At 37.4% G+C, this 20,919-nt stretch carries 24 protein-coding genes; 3 read left to right on the forward strand and 21 right to left on the reverse strand.

Features of this window, described 5'->3' with window-relative positions; translation table 11 throughout:
• From KKC91_09700 to KKC91_09735, 8 genes are all read right to left on the reverse strand, one after another.
• A partial coding sequence (locus tag KKC91_09700; GenBank protein ID MBU0478824.1) for a hypothetical protein occupies window positions 1-419 on the reverse strand: 419 nt, incomplete at its 3' end.
• A gap of 22 nt (window positions 420-441) precedes the next feature.
• Window positions 442-1,158, reverse strand: coding sequence for a LamG domain-containing protein (locus tag KKC91_09705; GenBank protein ID MBU0478825.1), 717 nt, complete (start codon window positions 1,156-1,158; stop codon window positions 442-444).
• 121 nt (window positions 1,159-1,279) lie between these two features.
• Window positions 1,280-2,671, reverse strand: coding sequence for a tRNA uridine-5-carboxymethylaminomethyl(34) synthesis GTPase MnmE (mnmE, locus tag KKC91_09710; GenBank protein ID MBU0478826.1), 1,392 nt, complete (start codon window positions 2,669-2,671; stop codon window positions 1,280-1,282).
• On the reverse strand, window positions 2,671-4,509 hold the full coding sequence (gene yidC / locus KKC91_09715; protein ID MBU0478827.1) for a membrane protein insertase YidC: 1,839 nt from the start codon (window positions 4,507-4,509) through the stop codon (window positions 2,671-2,673). Before yidC ends, mnmE begins: the two co-directional genes overlap by 1 nt.
• An 8-nt stretch (window positions 4,510-4,517) precedes the next feature.
• On the reverse strand, window positions 4,518-4,748 hold the full coding sequence (yidD, locus tag KKC91_09720; protein MBU0478828.1) for a membrane protein insertion efficiency factor YidD: 231 nt from the start codon (window positions 4,746-4,748) through the stop codon (window positions 4,518-4,520).
• Window positions 4,748-5,110 (reverse strand): ribonuclease P protein component, encoded by a 363-nt coding sequence (gene rnpA / locus KKC91_09725; protein MBU0478829.1) that lies wholly within the window; start codon window positions 5,108-5,110, stop codon window positions 4,748-4,750. The genes yidD and rnpA overlap by 1 nt, the downstream gene beginning before the upstream one ends.
• 19 nt (window positions 5,111-5,129) lie before the next feature.
• Window positions 5,130-5,267: a 50S ribosomal protein L34 gene (rpmH, locus tag KKC91_09730; protein ID MBU0478830.1), complete on the reverse strand. Its 138-nt coding sequence runs from the start codon at window positions 5,265-5,267 to the stop codon at window positions 5,130-5,132.
• 73 nt (window positions 5,268-5,340) lie between these two features.
• Window positions 5,341-5,874 (reverse strand): epoxyqueuosine reductase QueH, encoded by a 534-nt coding sequence (locus KKC91_09735; protein MBU0478831.1) that lies wholly within the window; start codon window positions 5,872-5,874, stop codon window positions 5,341-5,343.
• Window positions 5,875-5,979: 105 nt separating this feature from the next.
• On the opposite strand from KKC91_09735, the gene KKC91_09740 reads away from it, so the two are divergent.
• The gene (locus tag KKC91_09740) at window positions 5,980-6,678 is read left to right on the forward strand and encodes a cytochrome c biogenesis protein CcdA (protein ID MBU0478832.1); all 699 of its coding nucleotides are present in this window, start codon (window positions 5,980-5,982) and stop codon (window positions 6,676-6,678) included.
• A gap of 28 nt (window positions 6,679-6,706) precedes the next feature.
• Entirely contained in the window at window positions 6,707-7,174 is a 468-nt protein-coding gene (locus KKC91_09745; protein ID MBU0478833.1) for a thioredoxin family protein, read from the forward strand.
• 28 nt (window positions 7,175-7,202) lie between these two features.
• On the opposite strand, the gene KKC91_09750 is transcribed toward KKC91_09745, so the two are convergent.
• The 7 genes from KKC91_09750 to KKC91_09780 all read right to left on the reverse strand — a co-directional run bounded on the left by KKC91_09750 (window position 7,203) and on the right by KKC91_09780 (window position 13,783).
• Complete coding sequence (locus tag KKC91_09750; protein MBU0478834.1) at window positions 7,203-7,847, reverse strand: HAD-IA family hydrolase; 645 nt, start codon at window positions 7,845-7,847, stop codon at window positions 7,203-7,205.
• The gene (locus KKC91_09755) at window positions 7,844-9,724 is read right to left on the reverse strand and encodes a DEAD/DEAH box helicase (GenBank protein ID MBU0478835.1); all 1,881 of its coding nucleotides are present in this window, start codon (window positions 9,722-9,724) and stop codon (window positions 7,844-7,846) included. Before KKC91_09755 ends, KKC91_09750 begins: the two co-directional genes overlap by 4 nt.
• Before the next feature lie 62 nt (window positions 9,725-9,786).
• A complete protein-coding gene (locus KKC91_09760) occupies window positions 9,787-10,590 on the reverse strand; it encodes a dihydropteroate synthase (GenBank protein MBU0478836.1) in 804 nt (267 codons plus the stop codon).
• A 77-nt stretch (window positions 10,591-10,667) separates the two neighbouring features.
• On the reverse strand, window positions 10,668-11,324 hold the full coding sequence (locus KKC91_09765) for an HAD family phosphatase (protein MBU0478837.1): 657 nt from the start codon (window positions 11,322-11,324) through the stop codon (window positions 10,668-10,670).
• Window positions 11,314-12,360, reverse strand: coding sequence for a 23S rRNA (adenine(2503)-C(2))-methyltransferase RlmN (gene rlmN / locus KKC91_09770; GenBank protein MBU0478838.1), 1,047 nt, complete (start codon window positions 12,358-12,360; stop codon window positions 11,314-11,316). The genes KKC91_09765 and rlmN overlap by 11 nt, the downstream gene beginning before the upstream one ends.
• A 5-nt stretch (window positions 12,361-12,365) precedes the next feature.
• On the reverse strand, window positions 12,366-13,256 hold the full coding sequence (locus KKC91_09775) for a homocysteine S-methyltransferase family protein (protein ID MBU0478839.1): 891 nt from the start codon (window positions 13,254-13,256) through the stop codon (window positions 12,366-12,368).
• Window positions 13,253-13,783 (reverse strand): cob(I)yrinic acid a,c-diamide adenosyltransferase, encoded by a 531-nt coding sequence (locus KKC91_09780; protein MBU0478840.1) that lies wholly within the window; start codon window positions 13,781-13,783, stop codon window positions 13,253-13,255. The genes KKC91_09775 and KKC91_09780 overlap by 4 nt, the downstream gene beginning before the upstream one ends.
• A 191-nt stretch (window positions 13,784-13,974) precedes the next feature.
• Here KKC91_09780 and KKC91_09785 point away from each other — a divergent pair, with 191 nt between their 5' ends.
• Entirely contained in the window at window positions 13,975-15,045 is a 1,071-nt protein-coding gene (locus tag KKC91_09785; GenBank protein MBU0478841.1) for a hypothetical protein, read from the forward strand.
• Window positions 15,046-15,126: 81 nt separating this feature from the next.
• On the opposite strand, the gene KKC91_09790 is transcribed toward KKC91_09785, so the two are convergent.
• The 6 genes from KKC91_09790 to KKC91_09815 are packed head-to-tail and all read right to left on the reverse strand — an operon-like array spanning window position 15,127 to window position 20,831.
• Window positions 15,127-16,671: a cobyric acid synthase gene (locus KKC91_09790; GenBank protein ID MBU0478842.1), complete on the reverse strand. Its 1,545-nt coding sequence runs from the start codon at window positions 16,669-16,671 to the stop codon at window positions 15,127-15,129.
• Between the two features lie 15 nt (window positions 16,672-16,686).
• Window positions 16,687-17,487, reverse strand: a complete 801-nt coding sequence (locus KKC91_09795) for an ABC transporter ATP-binding protein (protein MBU0478843.1) — start codon at window positions 17,485-17,487, stop codon at window positions 16,687-16,689.
• The gene (locus tag KKC91_09800; protein ID MBU0478844.1) at window positions 17,487-18,506 is read right to left on the reverse strand and encodes an iron ABC transporter permease; all 1,020 of its coding nucleotides are present in this window, start codon (window positions 18,504-18,506) and stop codon (window positions 17,487-17,489) included. The genes KKC91_09795 and KKC91_09800 overlap by 1 nt, the downstream gene beginning before the upstream one ends.
• Window positions 18,506-19,375 (reverse strand): ABC transporter substrate-binding protein, encoded by an 870-nt coding sequence (locus KKC91_09805; GenBank protein MBU0478845.1) that lies wholly within the window; start codon window positions 19,373-19,375, stop codon window positions 18,506-18,508. The genes KKC91_09800 and KKC91_09805 overlap by 1 nt, the downstream gene beginning before the upstream one ends.
• Entirely contained in the window at window positions 19,351-20,094 is a 744-nt protein-coding gene (locus KKC91_09810) for a radical SAM protein (GenBank protein ID MBU0478846.1), read from the reverse strand. Before KKC91_09810 ends, KKC91_09805 begins: the two co-directional genes overlap by 25 nt.
• 38 nt (window positions 20,095-20,132) lie before the next feature.
• Entirely contained in the window at window positions 20,133-20,831 is a 699-nt protein-coding gene (locus tag KKC91_09815; protein ID MBU0478847.1) for a diphthine--ammonia ligase, read from the reverse strand.
• Between the last annotated feature and the right edge of the window lie 88 nt (window positions 20,832-20,919).

Below are 20,919 nucleotides of genomic sequence, written 5' to 3' on the forward strand. Positions count from 1 at the left end.
ACTGTAGCTGCTTTTCTGTGCTCACTTTTCCTCTCTCCCTGCTGTGTCCAATAATAGGTATAACAATACGGCTTTCTATCTCCCTCCTGCGCTACCATCAGATAATCCATGCCCTCGCCTTCTCTTCCTGTCTTCGGGTTATTGTCCCTGTCGAGATACATGCGCACCATACCGTATGAAGGACAGTCCTTCTCAAAGACAATTTTGAACAGGTAATTGTCGTCTCTTATGTTTGCTATCCGGATGGAACTCACATGACTTGACGGAGAAGAATATACCTCATGGAGATTATTCAAGTCTTCCGCTGATACGCCAAGTAAATTCATCTCTTCACTGATTAGTTCCGATGATTCTGCTCGTCCAATACTCAAGAAGATTACAATGACTGTAATCAGAGCGCCTATTATATACTTGTACATTTTATCTTCACCTCCTGATTTTTTATTTTGTTACAGTCGGACCTTCATTATAGCTTTCCTCTACATCCTGCGGACTCAGTTCCTTCTCCCAGATCCTGATCTCATCAATTATTCCGTCAAATAGACCTATCTTCGGCACATGAGTTCCGATGCACAGATATGTGTCAGCCAGTCCCCAGTCAAAGGCATATGTTTTCTTTGAAAGGATACTCTTGCCGTCTACATAGAAATTTTCCGTCGCACCAGGCCTGCCTTTGAAGGGCATTACTGTATAAACGAGATGGTACCATTTGCCTTCTTTCAGTTTGTAGCCTGTATTACTGTGACGCCATATAAGCACACCATTCCAGAGGCGAAGCAATAATCCACCCTGCCATTTAGCAAGGACAACAGTGAGTCCCTGAAGAGCAGGTTCATACAGCTTTATCCATGCCTCAACACTCAGGACACTTGGCCCTCTTTCACCTGCCCAGTTAATACTTTCAGGGCAAAAACCAGATGCCTGTTTCTCACGCTTAAGCTCTATGCCTTTTTCGCCTGGTGTTTTCACCTGAAAGTAATTCTGCATCTTGAGGCGGCTTTTCCACTTCCCCTCACTGACAAAGATATCTCCATCTTCAGACGGAGAGTTAAATGTCCATTTCTCAAGCAGATTAGAGGGTTCCCCGACCGCATATGAAACATCGGCAACCAACAGTAAAAATAATCCTATTACCAGTCCACCACATCCTAAACGCATGATTCTACTCACCTCCTTTTCCTTATTTAAGTAACAGTTACCTATAATTTAGCATATGAACAATTTCTTGTCAAGTTTTTTGTCAAGCACATTTAGAAATGTTCTATTTTAAGAAAATTAGTTATTTCCCTATGCAGAATTTTGAAAATATTCTATCCAGCACTTCATTATTCACTGTTTCTCCTGTTATTTGGCCAAGAGAGTCCAGAGCATTCTTCAGGTCAAGAGAGACAAACTCTTCGGTTAATTTTGTTCTTGTCATAGTATGAATAATATGGGCTAAACTCTTTTGCGCATTTAACAGCGATTCTTTATGTCTCATATTAACACATATAGCGGACTGAGGATTCTTAAACTTAGATAATGCTATATCAAACATCGTGTTCTTGAGCTCATCAATTCCAATTTCCTTCTTTGCGGATATTTTTAAAATTATCCCTTTAGGAACAAGTTTACGAATATCAGATATTTTTGTTTTAGATGGTAGATCTATTTTATTAAGCAGTACAATAGTATGCCTCCCTTTAACAAGTTCAAACAGTTTCTTATCATTGGAATTAATCGTGGTGTTTGCGTCTAACATTAAGAGTATAAGGTCAGCTTCTAAGAGTTTTTTCTTGCTTCTGGCAATGCCTATTCTTTCTACAATATTGCTTACAGGCTGTAAGCCGGCAGTGTCTATTAATATGAAGGAAAGCCCTTGTATATGAATCTGTCCCTCTACTGTGTCCCTTGTAGTCCCTGGAATCTCTGTTACTATGGCTCTCTCTTCCTCCACAAGTATATTCAAAAGACTGGATTTCCCGACATTTGGTTTGCCAACAATAACAGTCTTTACACCATGCCTGAAAATCTCTCCCTGATCAGCAGTATCAATTAAAGATTCAATCTTTTTCTGCATCTTCTTAACTGAAGATAATATTGTACTTCTGCTTATTGAGCTAACTTCATCCTCAGGGAAATTAAGCAATGCTTCTATACGCGCCAGTAAATCAAGTAATTCCATACGTAATTTTTTTATTTTAACAGATAATTTGCCTGATAGCTGCTGCGCTGCTAATTTCAATCCTTTTGACGACATGCTTCTTATCAAGTCTATCACTGACTCAGCTTGTGACAGGTCTATTCTACCGTTTAAAAACGCTCTTTTAGTAAATTCACCCGGCTGCGCTGTACGTGCACCGTGTCCTAATGCAAGCTCTAGAATAGATATTAAAATTAAAACCCCGCTATGACAATTAATCTCCACAACATCTTCTTTTGTGTATGAATAAGGCGACTTCATTATGGAAACCAGTACTTCATCAAGAACAGTTTTTCCCTTAATAATATATCCAAAATGAAGCGTATGAGATTTTTGCTTTTCTAGATTTATGTTTTTCTTTGGCTTGAATATTTTTGAGGCAATCTTTATTGCATCCGGTCCGCTTAGCCTTATAATCCCTATTCCACCCTCGCCAAGCGGAGTTGATATTGCTGCTATTGTGTCTGTGGTTATAATTCGGGACGGCATTATTTATGTTTCTTGCGGATCCAGATTTGCTGACCAATACTGAGGATATTGTTGGTTAACCAATACAGGACTAATCCAGAAGAAAAATTATAAAAAATGAACAGCATAAACACGGGCATAAAAAGCATCATCTTTGCCTGTTTTGGGTCCGCAGACTGGGCAGTAAATTTTTGCTGAAGAATTGTTGTTATACTCATTAAAATAGGAAGAATATTTAAAGGATATACTCCCGGTTTATCTATTAATGCTCCTAAGTAGAATACTGTGTCAGGTAAAGATAGGTCTGTAATCCATCCGGGAATAAAACAGGTTCCTTTTAACTCTATGGCATTTCTTAAAGTTGTAAAAAGCGCGAAGAAAAGAGGCATTTGTAACATCATTGGCAAACACCCGCCAAGCGGATTGACCTTGTTTTTTTTGTATAGTGCCATCGTCTCTTTATTTATTTTTTGGGCATTGTCCTTATACTTATTCTTCAGCGCACTGATTTGCGGTTGAAGTTCCTGCATGGCTCTCATTGACTTATGGCTTTTTATTGTGAGCGGAAACAGAACTATACTCATCAGAATTGTTAATAAAATAATTGCCACTCCATAGTTCCCGGTAATTTTGTGTAAGAACTTTAGAATATGAACGATTCTGAAAAGATTTCCAAAAAAACCAAAGTCAGCAAGCGCTTCTAAATTAACTTCTTGTTTTGCCAGCCTATCCACATTCTTCGGACCTAAATAGCAGTTAATACTGTAAGAAAAACTTTGATTAGGCCTAATATCTGGAATAACTGTTTCCACACAGTTTTGTAATATATTTAATTTGCTTTTCTTAATAACAACTTTTGATGCGGGTTCTACTGGAATTAGAGCATTCAAGAAGTATTTTGTAGATAATGCAGTCCACCATATTTTGCCAATATACGACTGTGTTAAATCTTTGTCTTTCTCTCCGCGGCCAAACGGCTTTTTTATCACCTTATCATTTATATAAGATACAGATTGTAATTCGACTCCTCCTCCCCTACCAGAACTTTGTTCCTCCATTAGCCTGAGACCTGTGCCGGTACTAATTAAAAAACCAGTTTGTTCAATATTCTTATCTGTATTATTTATCAATTCTAGAGTGATACCAATAAGATAACTATCATTTCTAAATAGAATCTTTTTAATTATAGTCGAGCCATCTTTCATATGAGAAACAAATCCAACATAGCCTTCTGGCTCTTTTCCAGAAAGCAAAAGCCCATTACTATCACATTGAAAATTATTAATAACAGACACTTCTCCTTTTACCTGAAAATACGTCTGGAGAGGATAGGTTTGAGTATAATAATTTGCAAATGATACAAGTTCAATATCTTGCGGTACCTTTAGCTTGTCCTGCCTTTTTTCTGATATTAATCCATTAATATACTCTATCTCCTCTTTTTGATATAAAAGGCGCTCCTTCTGCTCTTCTGAGGCAGCTTTGGCAAGTTGCCCGGAGAGTTGTTCTATTCTTTGATTATTCAGCGCAATTGCATTTGGTTTTACTTCAGCTTCCTTATATTCCTTTATCTTATAACTTTTAATTGTCCCGGAAGAGCCTCCTAAAACAATTTTTACTAAATCTGTTTCAACAATGACTTCTTTCTCCTTGACTAAAGGCTTTTTTTCTTCCTCTTTATACACATATTCTTCCTGCTTTTCCTTTCCAACTCTAACTGGAACAGTTCTAACTGGGACAGCTCGAGAAGAGATATTCTCTTCAACAGGTTTCTTTGGCAATTTGGAACTATAATAATGGTTAAATATCAGAAATACTGAAAGAGACAATACAACCGCCATTAATGTTCTTCTGTCCATAAACACTCCTATACTAGTGGATCATGCCCGCCTGCATGAAAAGGATGACATTTAACCAAACGAAGAAAACCTAACACACATCCCTTAAAAAATCCATATTTTAATACGGCAAGTTTTGTATATTCTGAACATGTTGGGAAAAATCTGCATGTAGACTGCTTCATAGGTGAAATATAGTTTTGGTAAAATCGTATAATAAAAACAGCTACTTTATTTAATATGTTCATTGCTTTGTTCATTAAGCCTGCCATATTTTTGCCTTTTTATACAGATTAAAGGCATTTATTTCAACATCATTATATTTGTACGTACTAGAGGAGAGAAACACTTCGAAAACGAGATCAATCCCTTTAACTATGTTGTGTTTATTCAATCTGAAGAACTCCCTTACTAATCTTTTAGCCCTGTTTCTTTGTACAGCTCTGCCTTTGAAGGCTTTTGGCACTCGCACAACAATTCCCAACCTGGTTCTTGATGCATCATTTGTTCTTATATAAAGATTAGCAAATGCTCCACAATGCCTTTTACCATTTGTGAACACAAGCTTGATCTGATTATATTTCTTAAGCTTTTCGTCTCTTGAAAAAGAAAAAATTTTCACAGGCAGGAAGTATCCTACTTTATACAGTCAATCTTGCTCTACCTTTACGTCTTCTTCTTTTGAGAACCAATCTTCCATTTTTAGTAGAATTTCTCTTACGAAAACCTAGTGCCCTATTTCTACTTAAATTAGACGGCTGATACGTTCTTTTAGACATAATAATTTATACTTTCATAAATGCTTATCATTTTAAAAATGAATCCTGATTATACAGAACGCCCTCTAACCTGTCAAGCAGAACGCTGGTACCGTTCTTTCTCGCTATATATACAGCCGCAATACTGCTGACGGTAAAGGCCTGCATCCTTGGAAAGAGATATGCTTTCTTTATATCCCTCTCTAAAATCCTTATAGAAAAAACTAATGCCAAACTCAGCTGCAACTGATTCACCAATGCTTTTAATTAAGTCGTGGTTTTGGTAGGGGCTTATGAGCATTGTTGTAGAAAAGGCATCAAATTTTCCTGATTTTGCAGTTTTCGCTGTCTCAGCTAATCTGATCCTATAACATATTAAGCATCTATTGTTTTCCCTAAATATAACCTGCCTCAGGAATTCTTCAATAGCATAGTCATCTTTTATAATCAGCTTTATCCCTTTTTCTTCAGTGTAATCTTTGAGGCAATTCAATCTCTTAGCATACTCTGTAAATGGATGAATATTCGGATTGTAAGAAAATGCCGATACCTGCATTCCCTGTTCTGAAAGTATTTTATATGGATACGTCAAACAAGGCGCACAACAGGTATGCAAGAGTAGTTTCATAATATCTATTGTAACAAGAAATACATGCCTGTCAATGCTCACATTTTGCTTGACAAAGAATAGCAACATGCTCACACTTCTTAAAGATAAGAGGAGAGTATGGATATGTCTGAAATTTTTAAGATTTTTACGAGCTTTGGCGCAGGGCTTCTATCTTTCTTCTCACCCTGTATATTGCCTCTTATTCCTGTATATATCTGTTTTATTACTGGTCTCTCAAGTGAAGAATTGGGTGATTCAAATAACAAAGACTTCAAAAAAAGAAAACTAATTCTAACAGAAACCATTTTATTTGTTCTTGGTTTTTCATTGATTTTTGTTCTTATGGGTGCTTCAGCCAGCCTTTTGGGCACATATCTTTTTTCTAAACAGAAAATCATAAGAATTATTGGAGGTATAGTAGTTATTCTATTTGGACTGCATATCAGCGGACTGTTTAATATAAAGTTCTTGCAGTATGAAAAAAAACTGCATCTTAACAGCAAGCCTGTAAACAAGTTCGGCTCTTTTTTAGTAGGCGCAGCTTTTGGTATTGGCTGGACACCATGTGTTGGTCCTATATTAGGCAGTATTCTTATGCTTGCAGCTAATGATGCTACTTTAAGTAAAGGCATTCTGCTATTGAGCTTTTATTCTCTGGGATTGGGCTTGCCATTCCTTTTACTCAGTATAGGGATAGGAAAGACACTGATTCTATTATCCAGGATAAAGAGACATTTCAGACTAATTTCAAGCATAAGCGGTGTATTGCTTAGTGCTATTGGAATATGGATTATAGTTGGGGCACTCAGCAATAATTATTAATTTTAATTTTTAATAAGGAGGAAGAAAAATGCAAAAAAAGACAATTAGTATTTTAATCACAGCCTCATTAACAATTTTTTCGTTTTTAGTAATAAACACAAGTGCTCAAACTCTATTATGGATCCATGATTATGACCAGGCATTAAAAGACGCTAAAAAATATAGCAGGCCAATTCTAATCAATTTTACAGGTTCAGACTGGTGCGGTTGGTGTATTAGATTAAAAGAAGAAGTATTCAGCAAACCTGCATTTAAAAATTATGCCAGCAACAACCTGATATTACTTGAATTAGACTTTCCCAGAAGAAAACCTCAACCACCAAAGATTAAAAAGCAGAATAACGACTTAGCGAAAAAATATAAAATAAGAGGATATCCCACTATAATATTAATTGACCACAAGGGTAACGTAATTGCAAGAACAGGTTATAGAAGAGGAGGCCCTGATAAATACATTGAACACTTAAAAGAATTAATATCACAAAAACCTAATTAAGAACGATAATTTTTATATAACGTCGTTACTAGCATATTATATCTTTTAGTTTGATTATATTATCTATAATAAAATCCGGTTCTGCTCTAATTATATCCTCTTTTTTGCTTACTCCATAAGTAACAGCGCAGGTGAGTATACCTGCATTTTTACCGGCTAATATATCTATATCCATATCACCGACCATTATAGATTTTTCCTCATTTATATGAAATCCCTGCATTGTTTTACATAAGTGGAATGGAGAAGGTTTTATGTACTCAACTTCATCTCCTCCTATGATATTCTCAAAATAATCATATATTGCCAACGACTTTAAATTAGATACAACTTCTTCATGATTTTTATTGCTTACAACAGCCTTTTTCTTATCTTTAAAATATTCAAGAACTTCTTTTACATTCGGATATAGAATGGAGTTATCCATAGAATGTTTTTTGTAGTATTCTCCAAACACAGAAACAGCTTCTTTTAGAAAATTTTGTCTATCTCCCAGTAACCTTTTTACTAAATGTTCTCTCCCTTCTCCGACATAAGAAGTTATCTCTTGGACGCTTTTTTTCATAAGCCCAAAATTCTCTAAAGTAAAATTGCCGGCATTGGCTATATCTTTCATTGAATCAACCAGCGTGCCGTCCAAATCAAACATAATAAGCTCTATATTCTTTTTCATATTTTCAAGAAGTCTTTTACCTCATTTACATCAAAAGTATGTCTGCATTTTGGTAAAGCATTGATAAACGATCTTCCATAATATCTGGTTTTAATCCTCGGGTCCAAGATTCCCACTACGCCTCTATCTGATTTAGTTCTTATTAGTCTTCCACATCCTTGTTTAAACATCATTATTGCCTGCGGTACCTGATACTCCATAAAAGAATTCTCATTTCTTGATTCCATAAGTTCCATTTTTGCTTCTGTTATAGGATCATCTGGAACAGAAAAAGGTAATTTTGTAATGATTACACATTCCAAAGATTTTCCCGGAACATCTATACCCTGCCAAAAAGTAGTTGTTCCCAATAAAACAGAATTCTTATTTTCTTTGAAATTTGCAAGTAACTCGTAACGAGGTTTATCTCCCTGCCTCAATAAATTTATATCTTTGTAACTTAAGATTAAATCATTAAATATAACATTTAACATTTTGTAACTGGTAAATAATATAAATATTCTTCCTTTCATAATATCTATTATCTTTTTGATGTGTTCAAGAACCTGCCCCTGGAATACTTCAAATTTATGGTTTGGGTCTTCCATCTTTTTTGGAAGATATAAAAGAACATTTTTCTCATAATTAAAAGGGGACCCTAGCAACAGTTCATCACAGTCTTTTATCCCGAGACGCTTCTTTATAAATCCAAAATCATTATTTGTAGATAATGTAGCAGAGGTAAGTATAATTGGTTTTATTTTGCTGAATAATTGCTTGTCTAACTCCTCTGCAATTTCTATCGGAGCAGCAAAAAGCGAATATTTTACGGCTCTTTTCCCCTTTGATATTTCAATCCAATAAACATAATCGTCCTTTGTGTGATTTAAAATAAACGACATGGCTTTTGATATATCAACACACCTTTTTGCATACGATTTTATTAAAATCTCATCTTCTTCGTCTTTTATATAATTTAATAATTCAGATAAAGAGCCTGCAAGACGTTTTAATGGTTCTTCCATGTAATTAAAAACGATACCTTTTGTCCTTATCCTCTTTGAGTCATTTTCCGTGCCGAACATTTGGCTTATCTCATGAAAAAAATCACGAGACGCTTGCTCTGACTCGGTCAAGTATTCCTTGATACTTTTTATCGTTTGTCTATTTAGATTCTTGAATTTGCTCAATAGTCCTTTGTTTGTTTTTGGATTATATATTGAATCAAACAGATATTTAATTTTTGAATTGCTTAGGTCTATGCCAAGGTAACTTGTTGCTACCTTTTCCAGTGTTTGAGCCTCATCAAATACCACAGCATGAAAATTTGGCAAAACCTGACCACCTGAGGCAAGATTAGTAAAAAATAGGGAATGGTTTGTTACTAAAATATTGGATTTTCTCTCCGTGTTTTTCGCTCTTTTATAGAAACAATCATCTTTAAAAGAACACTTTTTTCCCAAACATAAATCCGATTCTCTGCATACATTATTCCATACCCCGCTTTTGGGAATAAAATCTAAATCCGATTTGATCCCCGATTTGGTTTTAGAAGACCAGTCAAGTATTTTCGTCATCTCATTGAACTGAGTATCCGAATCAAGCAAATCGTATGCATATTTACTGTTCAGACGTCTTAAACACAAATAATTTTCAGAACCAAGACATAACGCGTAACTAAATTTTATCCCCAGCGATTTTTTCAAAAAGGGCAGATCTTTTGAACATAACTGATTCTGGAGTGTCTTTGTATAAGTTGAGATTATAACTTTATTATTATTTCCAGCGGCATAAATTATAAAAGGTATCAGATACGCAAGGCTTTTCCCTATCCCGGTGCCTGCTTCTACTACCAGGTGTTTGTTGAGTTTAATAGCATCGTCAATCGCTTCTGACATTTGAAGCTGCTGAGGTCTTAATTCGTAACCCCGCAATCTTTGAGAAATAATACCGCCACAGTCTAATGCGTTAATAACTTCCCTTCTCTATCTGCTGTTATATACTCCATACAAAAATTATCCTTGCCGATTAACGCCTGAGTTGCATAAATTGTTGAGACCATATTTGGTTCTGTGGGATCAATAATTGCAGTATCAAGCCCGGCATTGATCATCAGGCTTAAGAAAGTCCTGTTAATATGGTTCCTTTTAGGCAGGCCAAAGGATACATTGCTAAGACCGCATATAGTATGCGCTCCTTTTAATTCCTTCATTATAATGCTCACTGCCTGAAGCACATAACTTACCTGCTCAGGATTTGTGCTTATTGGCCTTATTAATGTATCAAAATAAACTCTGTCCAGAGATATGCCTTCAGACATTAATTTATCTCGCAACTTCCTTGCTACATCAACCCTTTTTTCAAGATTATCAGGCATTCCTGAATCATCCATAGTAAGAGCCACTACCTTGGTATTATATTTCTTAACCAATGGCAAAATACTATCAATTCTATTCTTTTCTCCTGTTATAGAATTAACAATAGGAACTTCGTTCTTATTCCTTTTAAGCGCAGCTTCAATAGCCTTAGGATTGGCACTATCAATGCACAATGGTTTATCTGTAACTTCCTGCACAATGTCCACAAGCCATTCAATGTCCCCTACTTCTCCTGATACACTGGTTCCCGCATTAACATCTATATAATCAGCACCTGCCTTATCCTGCATTCTGGCCTGCTCTTGAATATATGCCTTATCTCTTTCGCTGACAGCCTTGTTAATATGCTTTCTGCTTGTATTAATTCTTTCTCCAATAATTTCCATTTACGTTGTCTCCTTTTTTGTAATTAAAAAATTATATCATCAATGCATGTGCCCAGCAATATTTTTTCTGGATACTTTTACGTACTTATACCAGAGATGGATACTATCTGGGCAAAGACCTCTTCAAAATCTTTTGTCTTACATTTATAGTCGACTATATCTGAAAACGCCTTATCAGATGAATTAAACGCTATAGAATACCCGCTGGATTTAGCCAAGGGTATGTCTCCGGCGCTGTCCCCTACACTTATTACCTCATGTGGTTTGACACAGAATCTTTTCATTATCTGTCTTGAAATTTTACCTTTCTCCCCATGATTTATGTTTATTTTAACTCTGCCGGTTAGAATGCCTTTTCGGGAAACAATCTGGTTAGATAAAACATAATCAAACCTTAATTCTTTTTTTGCCCTTTCGGCCATATATTGAAGCCCCGTAGAAATAGCAGCTATCTTAAACCCTCTCTGTTTAAGTCGTTTTATACAGGATGGGACATTACTAGCGTAAGGGAGTTCCTGAAAAATTTCTCTGACTTTTTCTTCTGACAGCCCCTTCCAATGAGCCGCGTCAAGTTCACAGAATTTTCGGTAACTTAACTTGCCGGCCAGAAACTGTTTCTGATACTGGAAGGCAAGCGTATCCCATAATTCAAGCCTTTCATGGATATATCTCCACGAACTTATATGCTTAGTTATCGTCCCGTCAATATCAAATATTATAAGTTTATATTTCACAGTCAGCCGTTTGCTTTAACCTGCCCGCCAGCTGGCCGCAGGCCGCTTGTATATCCTTGCCTTTGGACTCGCGCCGGGTCACCTTTATCCTGCCTTGCACAAGCCTGGACATAAATATATCTATGTCTTTTTTAGAGGGAGGCTGGAATCCGAGACCGGGTACAGGACTACAGGGTATTAAATTCACCTTTGCCTTCAACCTTCTGGCTATGACCTCAAGCCCGTCCGCATCTTTTAAGGAATCATTCTTACCTTTTATTAAAACATACTCTAAGGTAAGTATCCGGCCTGTTTTTTTTATGAAATGTTCGCTGGCCTTAATGAGTTCTTTCAGGGGATAACGTCTGTTAACCGGGACAAGCGTATCCCGGAGATTGTCAGTTGCCGCGTGAAGGGATATAGATAAATTAATCTGCAGGCCCAGGTCTGTTAGCCGCCTTATACCTGGAATTACACCGCAGGTTGAAACAGTTATTCTTCTGGCACCGATATCCATGCCTGGCTTAGAATTCATTATCATAATCGCCTTCAGGACATTATCGCAGTTATTCAGGGGCTCACCCATACCCATAAAGACATAATTCGTTATTTTGTGTTTGAGCTTGTCTTTTAAGAACAATATCTGATTGATTATCTCTGAAGGACTAAGGTCTCTTATAAAACCGCCGTGGCCGCTGGCGCAAAAGACACACCCGAATTTACACCCGACCTGAGTGGAAAGACAGACTGTTTTTCTATCTCGGGCGCATATAAGTACAGTCTCTATAAAATTACCATCGCCGAGATTAAACAGAAATTTTTCAGTCCCGTCAGAGGAACTGAGTTTTCCTGAAAGACTTAATGCGCTTATATAATAATCCTGCTCCAGTCTGGACATAAAGGCCTGCGGCAGATTGCTCATTTTCTGAAAGTCACAGACCCCTTTTTTATAGAGCCAAAAAAATATCTGTCCGGCCCGATAACCAGGTTCCCTGATTTCAACAACGGCCTTTTTCATCTCCTCTAAGGTAAAATCTTTTATATCCCTTTTATCCATAATCCCTAGAGAAGGCGGCTGTCCACTGCGTTTCTTATGGCTCTTATATGTTCAGGGGTTGTACCGCAACATCCTCCTATGATATTTGCTCCAGCATTTATGAGTTCAGAAACCTTTTTTGCCATATCCAAAGGAGTCTCTTTAAAACAAGTTTTCCCATGTATTAGTTCAGGAACCCCAGCATTAGCGTGAACAAGAATTGGTTTAGAAGAATACTTTCTCATCTCTCGAACAATATCCACCATAGGTCCAATGCCATTACCACAATTCGTCCCTATAATATCCGCACCTGCCTTTTCTAATCCAAGCGCAGCCTCTTTTATACTTACACCCATCATTGTTCTATATCCCTTTATACCTTTATCAAATGTCATTGTACCAATAGCAGGAACAGCTGTGTTTTCCTTTACAACCTTTATAGCAATAGAAACTTCTTCAAGAGAAGTCATGGTTTCTACGCATATTGCATCTGCTCCGCCTTGTATTTGAGCAAGAATCTGTTCCTTAAATACATCATGCATTTCATCTTCTGTTACAGTTCCCAGCGGTTGCATAAATTCTCCTGTTGGACCAAGGGAGGCCACAACAATTCCTCCGTATTGCAGGGCAGCTTTCTTAGCCAGGCTAACACCTGCTTTGTTGAATTCGGCAACCTTTGCTTCTAAACCAAATTTTGCAAGTTTGAATCTGGATCCGCCGAATGTGTTCGTTAATATCATATCACTTCCGGCTTTTAAGTAAGCTGCTGCAATTGCTTTGACTTCTCCTGGATGAGTTATATTCCATTCTTCAGGGCACTCTCCCACTTTCAATCCTTTATTCTGAAGCATGGTGCCCATAGCACCATCAGAAACTAAAATTTCGCCTTTTTTAATACGGTCAAGTAGTAAACTCATAGCTCAATTCCTTCTCTCGCTTTTATTTTCTTATCATACGGATGTTTAATCTTCACACACCGCGTTACCAAATCAGCAAGCTCAATAATCTCTTTAACTGCTCCTCTGCCTGTTAGAATAAGTTCTGTATTTTGAGGCTTATTTTTAATAAGTTTCACAACTTCTTCTTTATCGAGTAAACCTTTCTTAACCAACAGATTTATTTCATCAAGTATCACTATATCATAATGCTTTTGTTCTATCTCATTAGCAATCTCATCTATGATTTTCCCAAAAAATTCTTTTGCTTCTCTTTTTTTCTCTTGTCCCAACTTTCCGCAAAATGCATAATCATGACCAAAACACTTAATATCAACTCCCAGCTTTTTCAGGACAACTTGCTCTCCTGAACTATCATCTTTTTTCAGGAACTGTATCATATAAACATTTAATCCTCTCCCTCTGGCGCGCACTGCCTGACCAACAGCTGATGTTGTCTTTCCTTTACCATCTCCGGTATATATATGAACAAGTCCCGTTTTTAACATATTAACCCCATTATAGAATATATTATCTTTACAGCAAAGATAAAGTTATCTAAAGTTTTCTCTCTGCACTCTGCAGAATTGTAGGAGCATTTGACTAAATCAATAAAAATTTGGTATGTTTTGTAATAAGGAATCAAGAAAAAACGGATTCCATATATTAATTGTTGGACAAAATAAGGAGGGAAAGAATTATGAGAATTCTGGGAATGACGATCGTTTGTTGTATGGTTGTATTTTTCTCCTGCACTGATGTGGCAACAGGAGACAATGCCCGCGAGGAGAAGGAAGCGAAAAACAGTCAAATCGGTGTTTATAATGAATGGGGGCGATTGCGTGAAGCCTTTATCGGACAGGAAGATCAAACAGTTGAACCGGAGTATGTCCCGGCATTGAAGTGGGTAAAAAGTGTGTGGGATATAGAAAATCTCCATAAATACGGTGGCCGTAAAACCAGTGACGTGCTTCCGGAATTGTCGAAACAGATACAACAGCAATTAAATACGATGGCGAGCATACTGAAAGCTGAGGGTGTGATTGTTCATCGCACCCAGCCCGTGCCATACCCGGAAGAGTTATCTTTTCTGGACAATATCCAGAAAGGGAACATGCTGTTCGGCGGAGCCGGCTACGTCCGGGTCATTGGCAATACTGTTTTGCTGATGAATTCATTCCGGTTACCCTTCCGTCGCAAACAGGTCTGGATGGTCAGGAGAGTACTGGAGCCTTTGTTGAAGGACAGAGATGTAAGATACTGTGCAAGTCCACCTCCGTCACCTCATCATCTTGAACATGATATCTATATTGAAAACGGTGACATCATGTTGGACGGGTTTAATGTTTATGTCGGTCTGTCCGGAAACGCTACCAGCGAAGAGGGGGCAGAGTGGTTACAGCAGTTTCTTGGTCAAGAATTCAAAGTTTACACAATCCCACTTAAATCCGATCTCTTCCACCTCGATTGGGTTTTATCGCTAAACAAGCCCGGTCTCATGACCTATTGTCCGGAAGCATTGATCGAGAAATTGCCGGAGCCTCTTCTCTCCTGGGATAAGATCGAGATAACCCTGGATGAGGCCCGCACTGCCGGAGCGAATAATCTCAGCATCAGTCCAGATACGATCATCGTTTCATCTCAACACGAGCGGATTGCCAAGGAGTATGAAAAAAAGGGCATGCGGGTCATTCGAATTTCGGTTCCGACGACTATCGTATATGGCAGCGGCCCGCGTTGTTTAACGGGAGTATTGAGCCGAGACCACTAAAGAAATGTGCTATGTCCAAACAAATCAGTTCACCTGACGGGGATTGGGCTGTCGCTTTATCCCTGCCAGTGAGTTCTAACGTTAGCGCAATGAAAGCGTAGAAGAACGGGTGTTTGTTGGTTTCTTTAGACCTATTATCGAATATATCTTTTTCATATCGATGCTGTTTCTTACTAATGAAGCTAGTTTATCGTACTCCTTTTCCTTATCGAACAAATCACTCTCGCCCACTTCCGGTAATTGCATCGACTCCCTCATGTTCTTTAGAAAAGCTCTTCTGAAATTATCATTATCAAAAATGCCGTGAATATATGTCCCCCAGACGTTTCCATCACAACTTTTTGTCCCGTCTTTTATGTTAACCCCTTTGCCAGACCTCTCGAATATCTCAAAAATTGGTTCTGCCTTATTGCCTAATAGTGTCTTGCCCATATGTATCTCATAACCATGTATTATGCTTGAGGAGAAAAGGTTATCATATGCTTTTATCTGATGAGTTTGTTTTTCTTTTTTTATTGTTGTAGTTATATCTAACAAACCCATTCCTTTTATGTTTGTTTTTTTAGTTTCAATATGATCCGGATCAATAATTTCTTTACCAAGCATTTGATAGCCGCCACATATACCAATTATAGAAACTCCCTTTCTGCTGTATTCTTTTATTTTTGATGTAAAACCACTCTTTCTCAGAACTGCTAAATCATCTATTGTATTTTTACTACCGGGAATTATGATAACGTCTGCATGTTTAAGCTCATCAGGCCGCTTAATATACTCAAGCTCCACACCGTGTTCCTTCTCCAGCATATCAAAATCTGTAAAATTGGAAATGTGCGGCAAATAAATAACCTTTATTCTTATATTATTTTTATCTTTCAAAGGAGAACTGCTTTTGTAAGGATCAATACATACAGAATCTTCTTCCTGAATCTTTATATCAGTAAAATAGGGAATAACACCCAGAACAGGTTTCTGTGTTCTTTTCTCCAAAAATGTTATTGCAGGTTCCAAAAGACTCCTGTCTCCACGAAACTTGTTTATTAAAAATCCCTTAACACGTTTTTTTTCTTTATTTGATAGAAGCGCTATAGTGCCAACAAGCCACGCGAAAACTCCACCCAGATTTATATCGCCGACAAGGATTACAGGCGCATCTATTTTTTCAGCAATACTCATATTCACAATATCATTTTTTCGTAGATTAATCTCTGCAGGAGAACCCGCTCCTTCTATTACAATTATATCGTTCTTTTCTGCAAGCCTGTTAAAGGCCTTTACCACTGTATCCATCAATTTTGGTTTATGCTTATGGTATTCAACACTATCCATATTTCCGACAGGTTTTCCCATAACAATAACCTGACATCCCACATCCGATGACGGTTTAAGTAAAACAGGATTCATGTCGACTGAGGGCTCTATTCCACAAGCTTCTGCCTGAACAACCTGAGCCCTTCCCATCTCCTTACCATTTTTGGTTACAAAGGAATTTAAAGCCATATTCTGCGCCTTAAATGGCGCTACTTTATAACCATCAGCCGTAAATATTCTGCACAGCGCAGCAGTAACTACACTTTTGCCCACATAAGAACCAGTTCCCTGAATCATTATTGTCTTTGCTTGCATAAGCCTCCCAATGTTCTACTGCAGAACTTTAGCTTTTTCTTCTTCTGAAACTACCAGTATGTATGGCTTAGAAGAAATAGGATTTTTTTCAACTACTACTGTCGTGTCGTAAACATCCTCAATAATCTGATACGTTAATACTTCCTGTGGTGTGCCAACTTTGTGAATAAGTCCATTGTTAAGAAGAATTAATCTATCGCAATATTCGCTTGCCAGATTAAGATCATGCAAAACCACAATGACAGTAAGTCCATTTTGCCTATTTAACCTTCTTATAAGATCTAAAACTCTAATTTGATGTGTTATATCCAAATGAGCAGTAGGTTCATCTAAAAGAAGTAGTCTCGGCTCCTGAGCAAGCGCGCGGGCAATAACTGCAAGCTGTCTCTCTCCACCGCTTAACTCTCCTATAAGCCTGTTCTTAAACCTGAGAGTATCCGTTAAAATCATCGCCTCTTCAGCAATCTCCTCATCGTGTTTACTTTCCAAAAACTGAAACTGCCTGCGGTAAGGAATCCTTCCCAGAAGAACGAATTCTTCTATGGTCATATTATATCCTATCTCCGAACTCTGAGATACAAAAGCTACTTGTTTTGCGAATTCTCTAAATCCAAATTTTAATATATCCTTCCCTTCAAAAAGAACCTCTCCACTCCGAAGCTTAAGTATTTTAGTCATTGCCTTAAGCAGAGTTGTTTTCCCTGAGCCGTTGGGGCCAATTATACCCCAGAGACCTCTCTTTTGTATTCTGAAATTAATCCGGCTAAGTATAAATTTTGAGTCATACCCGCAGGTTAGATCTTTTACCTCAAGCATTATTGCTTGCCCCCTAATACAACTTGTTTTTTGCTAAGAAAATAGACAAAAATTGCTCCACCGATAATTCCTGTAATCACTCCGACAGGAAGTTCCAAAGGAGCAATAATTGTTCTGGCAAGGGTGTCGCAAAGTATAAGAAATGCCCCGCCCGAAAGAGCAGACGTAATAAGAAGTATACGGTGATCTCCTCCAACAAACATACGCATAAAATGAGGCACAACCAATCCAACAAAGCCAATAACTCCCGCAACTGAAACCGCACAGCCTGTGAGTAAAGAGGCAAGTATAAACAGCAATCTCTTTGTCCTTTCTGTATTTATGCCTAAATGCAGAGCCTCTTCTTCCCCTAAAGCAAGCGCATTAAGCTCTGCACAAAATAAGTAAGATATGAATAAACCCAGGGCAGATATTAAAACCACTGTCTTTATAAGAGCCAGATTCGGTTCTTCTAAAGAGCCCATTATCCAGAAAATAATTCCATGAAGATCCTCCGTGCGAGATATAGCCATAATAAGCATAATTAGGGATGAGGAGATAAAACTTATCATTACTCCAGTAAGAAGAAGTCCCTGAATTTTTAATATGCCCTTTCTTGCGCTTAACGAGTAAACAGCAAGAATTACAACGATCGCTCCCAGAAATCCGCTTGCCGGGATGGATAAGATTCCTCCTATTCTATTCAGTTTTAGGACGATATTTAAACACACACCCAAAGCTGCTCCGCCAGAAATACCCAGTGTATATGGCTCTACCAGAGGATTGCGAAACATGCCCTGAAGAAGTACCCCTGCAATGCTCAGAGCGCTCCCCACTGCAAGACCCAGAATAATGCGGGGCAAACGTATGTCAAAAAGGATGCTGTATTCAGTAGTGCCTCTGCCTCCAAGAATTAAAGGTATGATTTTCTTAAAAGGTATACCAGCTGAGCCAACGCTCAATGAAAAAGCGCCTACTCCAAGAAGAATCCCGCATAAAATTAATATACAGATAAGCCAGCGAACTAATTTTCTATTCATTATTCATCCTTTGCGTGGATCAATCCAACTATTTCTTCCAACACCTCAACGAAACTTACTGGTGTAGGGCTGCAAACTTTATCGGAATCAACAATGTAAATTCTGTTGTTTTTTGCTGCGTTTAGAGTCTTGTACTTCTGCCACGTTTTTTTCTCCTGTTCACCTACAATGCCCATAGTCACAATAATTATCACGTCAGGATTTTGCTCAAGAACCTTTTCCCTGCTGTAAAGACCTGTTTTTGCCCCAGAAGTAATATTTATCCCACCGGCAAACTTTATGAAGTCATTAACGAAAGAATCGCTTGTTACTGTAAATAAAGGTTTTGCTCCTACTTGAACAAAGACTTTAGGTTTAGGTAAATCTTTCACCATCTCAGTGATAGAATTCACCTTTTTTCTAGATTGACTAAGAATTCCCTCTGCCTCATTTTCTTTGCCAACAATTCTTCCTAGTTCTAAGAACTGATCGCAAATTTGGGAGAAACTTCCTGCAATAGAAAAAGTGATTACCCTTATTCCCAGATTTTTTAATTTTTCTACTTGCTTATGATTAGTCAGAGAAGTAGCCAGAACTAAATCCGGCTTAAGAGCTATAACCTTTTCTAAACTTAATTTCGTTACTGTCCCAATCTTTTCTTTTTTCTGTGCTTTGGGAGGCTGCCTGCAATATATAGTGTTTGCCACCAGTCCATCTTCTACTCCCAAAAGATAAAGTTCTCTGGTCAAAGAAGGACCTAATGAAATTATTCGTTGAGGGAAATTATTCTCCGCATGGGTTACAGAGCCGACATACAAAAGAGCAAAAATTGTAAAAAAGCAATATAGCAATAATCCTAAATTTTTCAATCTATTTTTGGATACAAACACTTAGCATGCTCCCTTTCTCTTCTCATCCTTATATCTCCCCACATGGATGCAAAAGTATAGGTATTTGGAAGTATATTCTTCACTTTATTAGAGCACTTTTTTACATCTTCTTCTGTTGCATTTCTTCCATACAGACTATACGAGAGATACTTGTCAATTCTATATCTTAAATTTTTATTATATTTTGCAATATACTCTGCGATTTTTAAAATCTCTTCGCATTCAATCAATCCTGGGATGTAAATTGATTCCATTTCAATCTTTCCACAGTTATGAAATTTCTCAAAATTTTCAAGTGTTTTTTTATTGCTCACCCCAGCATACGTCTTATGAATTTCGTCATCCAGTGCTTTTATGCTTAATGTCACTTCATCAACCATATCAATTATTTTTTCATTTAAAAGTCCGCCGTTTGTGACAAGTTTGAGCCATATTCCTTCGTCTTTTAATCTCGCGAGTATTTCAACAATATTAGGGTCTATTGTTGGTTCATGCCCCCCAAGATATGCCTTTTTAGCATTATTATCTTTGAGAATTTCCACGACATCATCTAAATTTAGTTTTAATTTAGGTTTATCGGCCTCAGGATAAATTTTATCTAATTTTTTTATATCAGATGGAGAGAGGTGACTCTCCCACCCCCGCAATCTCACACAACCTTTGCATCTCCAATTACAGCCGAGAAAATTTAAGTATGCTGAATTATCTTTAAACTGCATAATATGATAGATATTTGTTATCATTTTTCTCTTCTATATTATTTTTTGGCTACAAGCCCTAAAAACCAGTTTTTTCCTCTCAATATTTTCTTGCCTTCTACAAACCTCACTGACTTCCTAAAAATAGGGCCGTCATAGACAAATGTATGATATTCTCCATCTTCTCCGCAGATGTCCACATTGCCCAAGTTCTCAATATCTTTCAAAAATTCCTTATCTAGGCTTCTTCCCAACCAATCTTCCCCCAGAAACTCAGAATTAATAGCAACAATAATTGACTTGAAACCAGTTTCTATAAATTCATCCATAATTTTCTTTCTTTTTTTCTTCCATAACGGAAATAGCGGTTTGATCTGCAATTCTTTACAAACTCTTTCTATCCAATCCCTATGCTCCTGAACATCAATATCTCCAAAAACACCAGCATGAACATCTCTATCTTTAAGAACAGTAATGGCTCTTTTGAATTCTTCCTCATAACTTTTCCCAACAGCCTTTTGAATGATAGGAATTCCGATTGCTTCTGCTTGCACTCTCAACAAATCTGAGCTAACTCCATGCGAACGAGAATGCTTGCCCTCTTCTGATATCATATTTAACAAATAAGAAACCTCTATATCTTTACTTTGCTTTGCCTCATAACAGGAAAGGCAACTATCTTTCCCTCCGCTCCATGAAACAAATGCTTTCACTTTATTCCTCTTCGTTTTGACAACCTGCCCTGCACAAAATTCCAAATTAAACCAGCAAAAAGGATCACAATACTACTAGAATAAGAACATAATGGACATACCCCTGCACAACCTCCAATTTTCCCTTTAGTAA

The sequence above is a fragment of the bacterium genome (genome assembly GCA_018812485.1).
In the GTDB taxonomy this organism is placed as follows: Bacteria; JAHJDO01; JAHJDO01; order JAHJDO01; family JAHJDO01; genus JAHJDO01.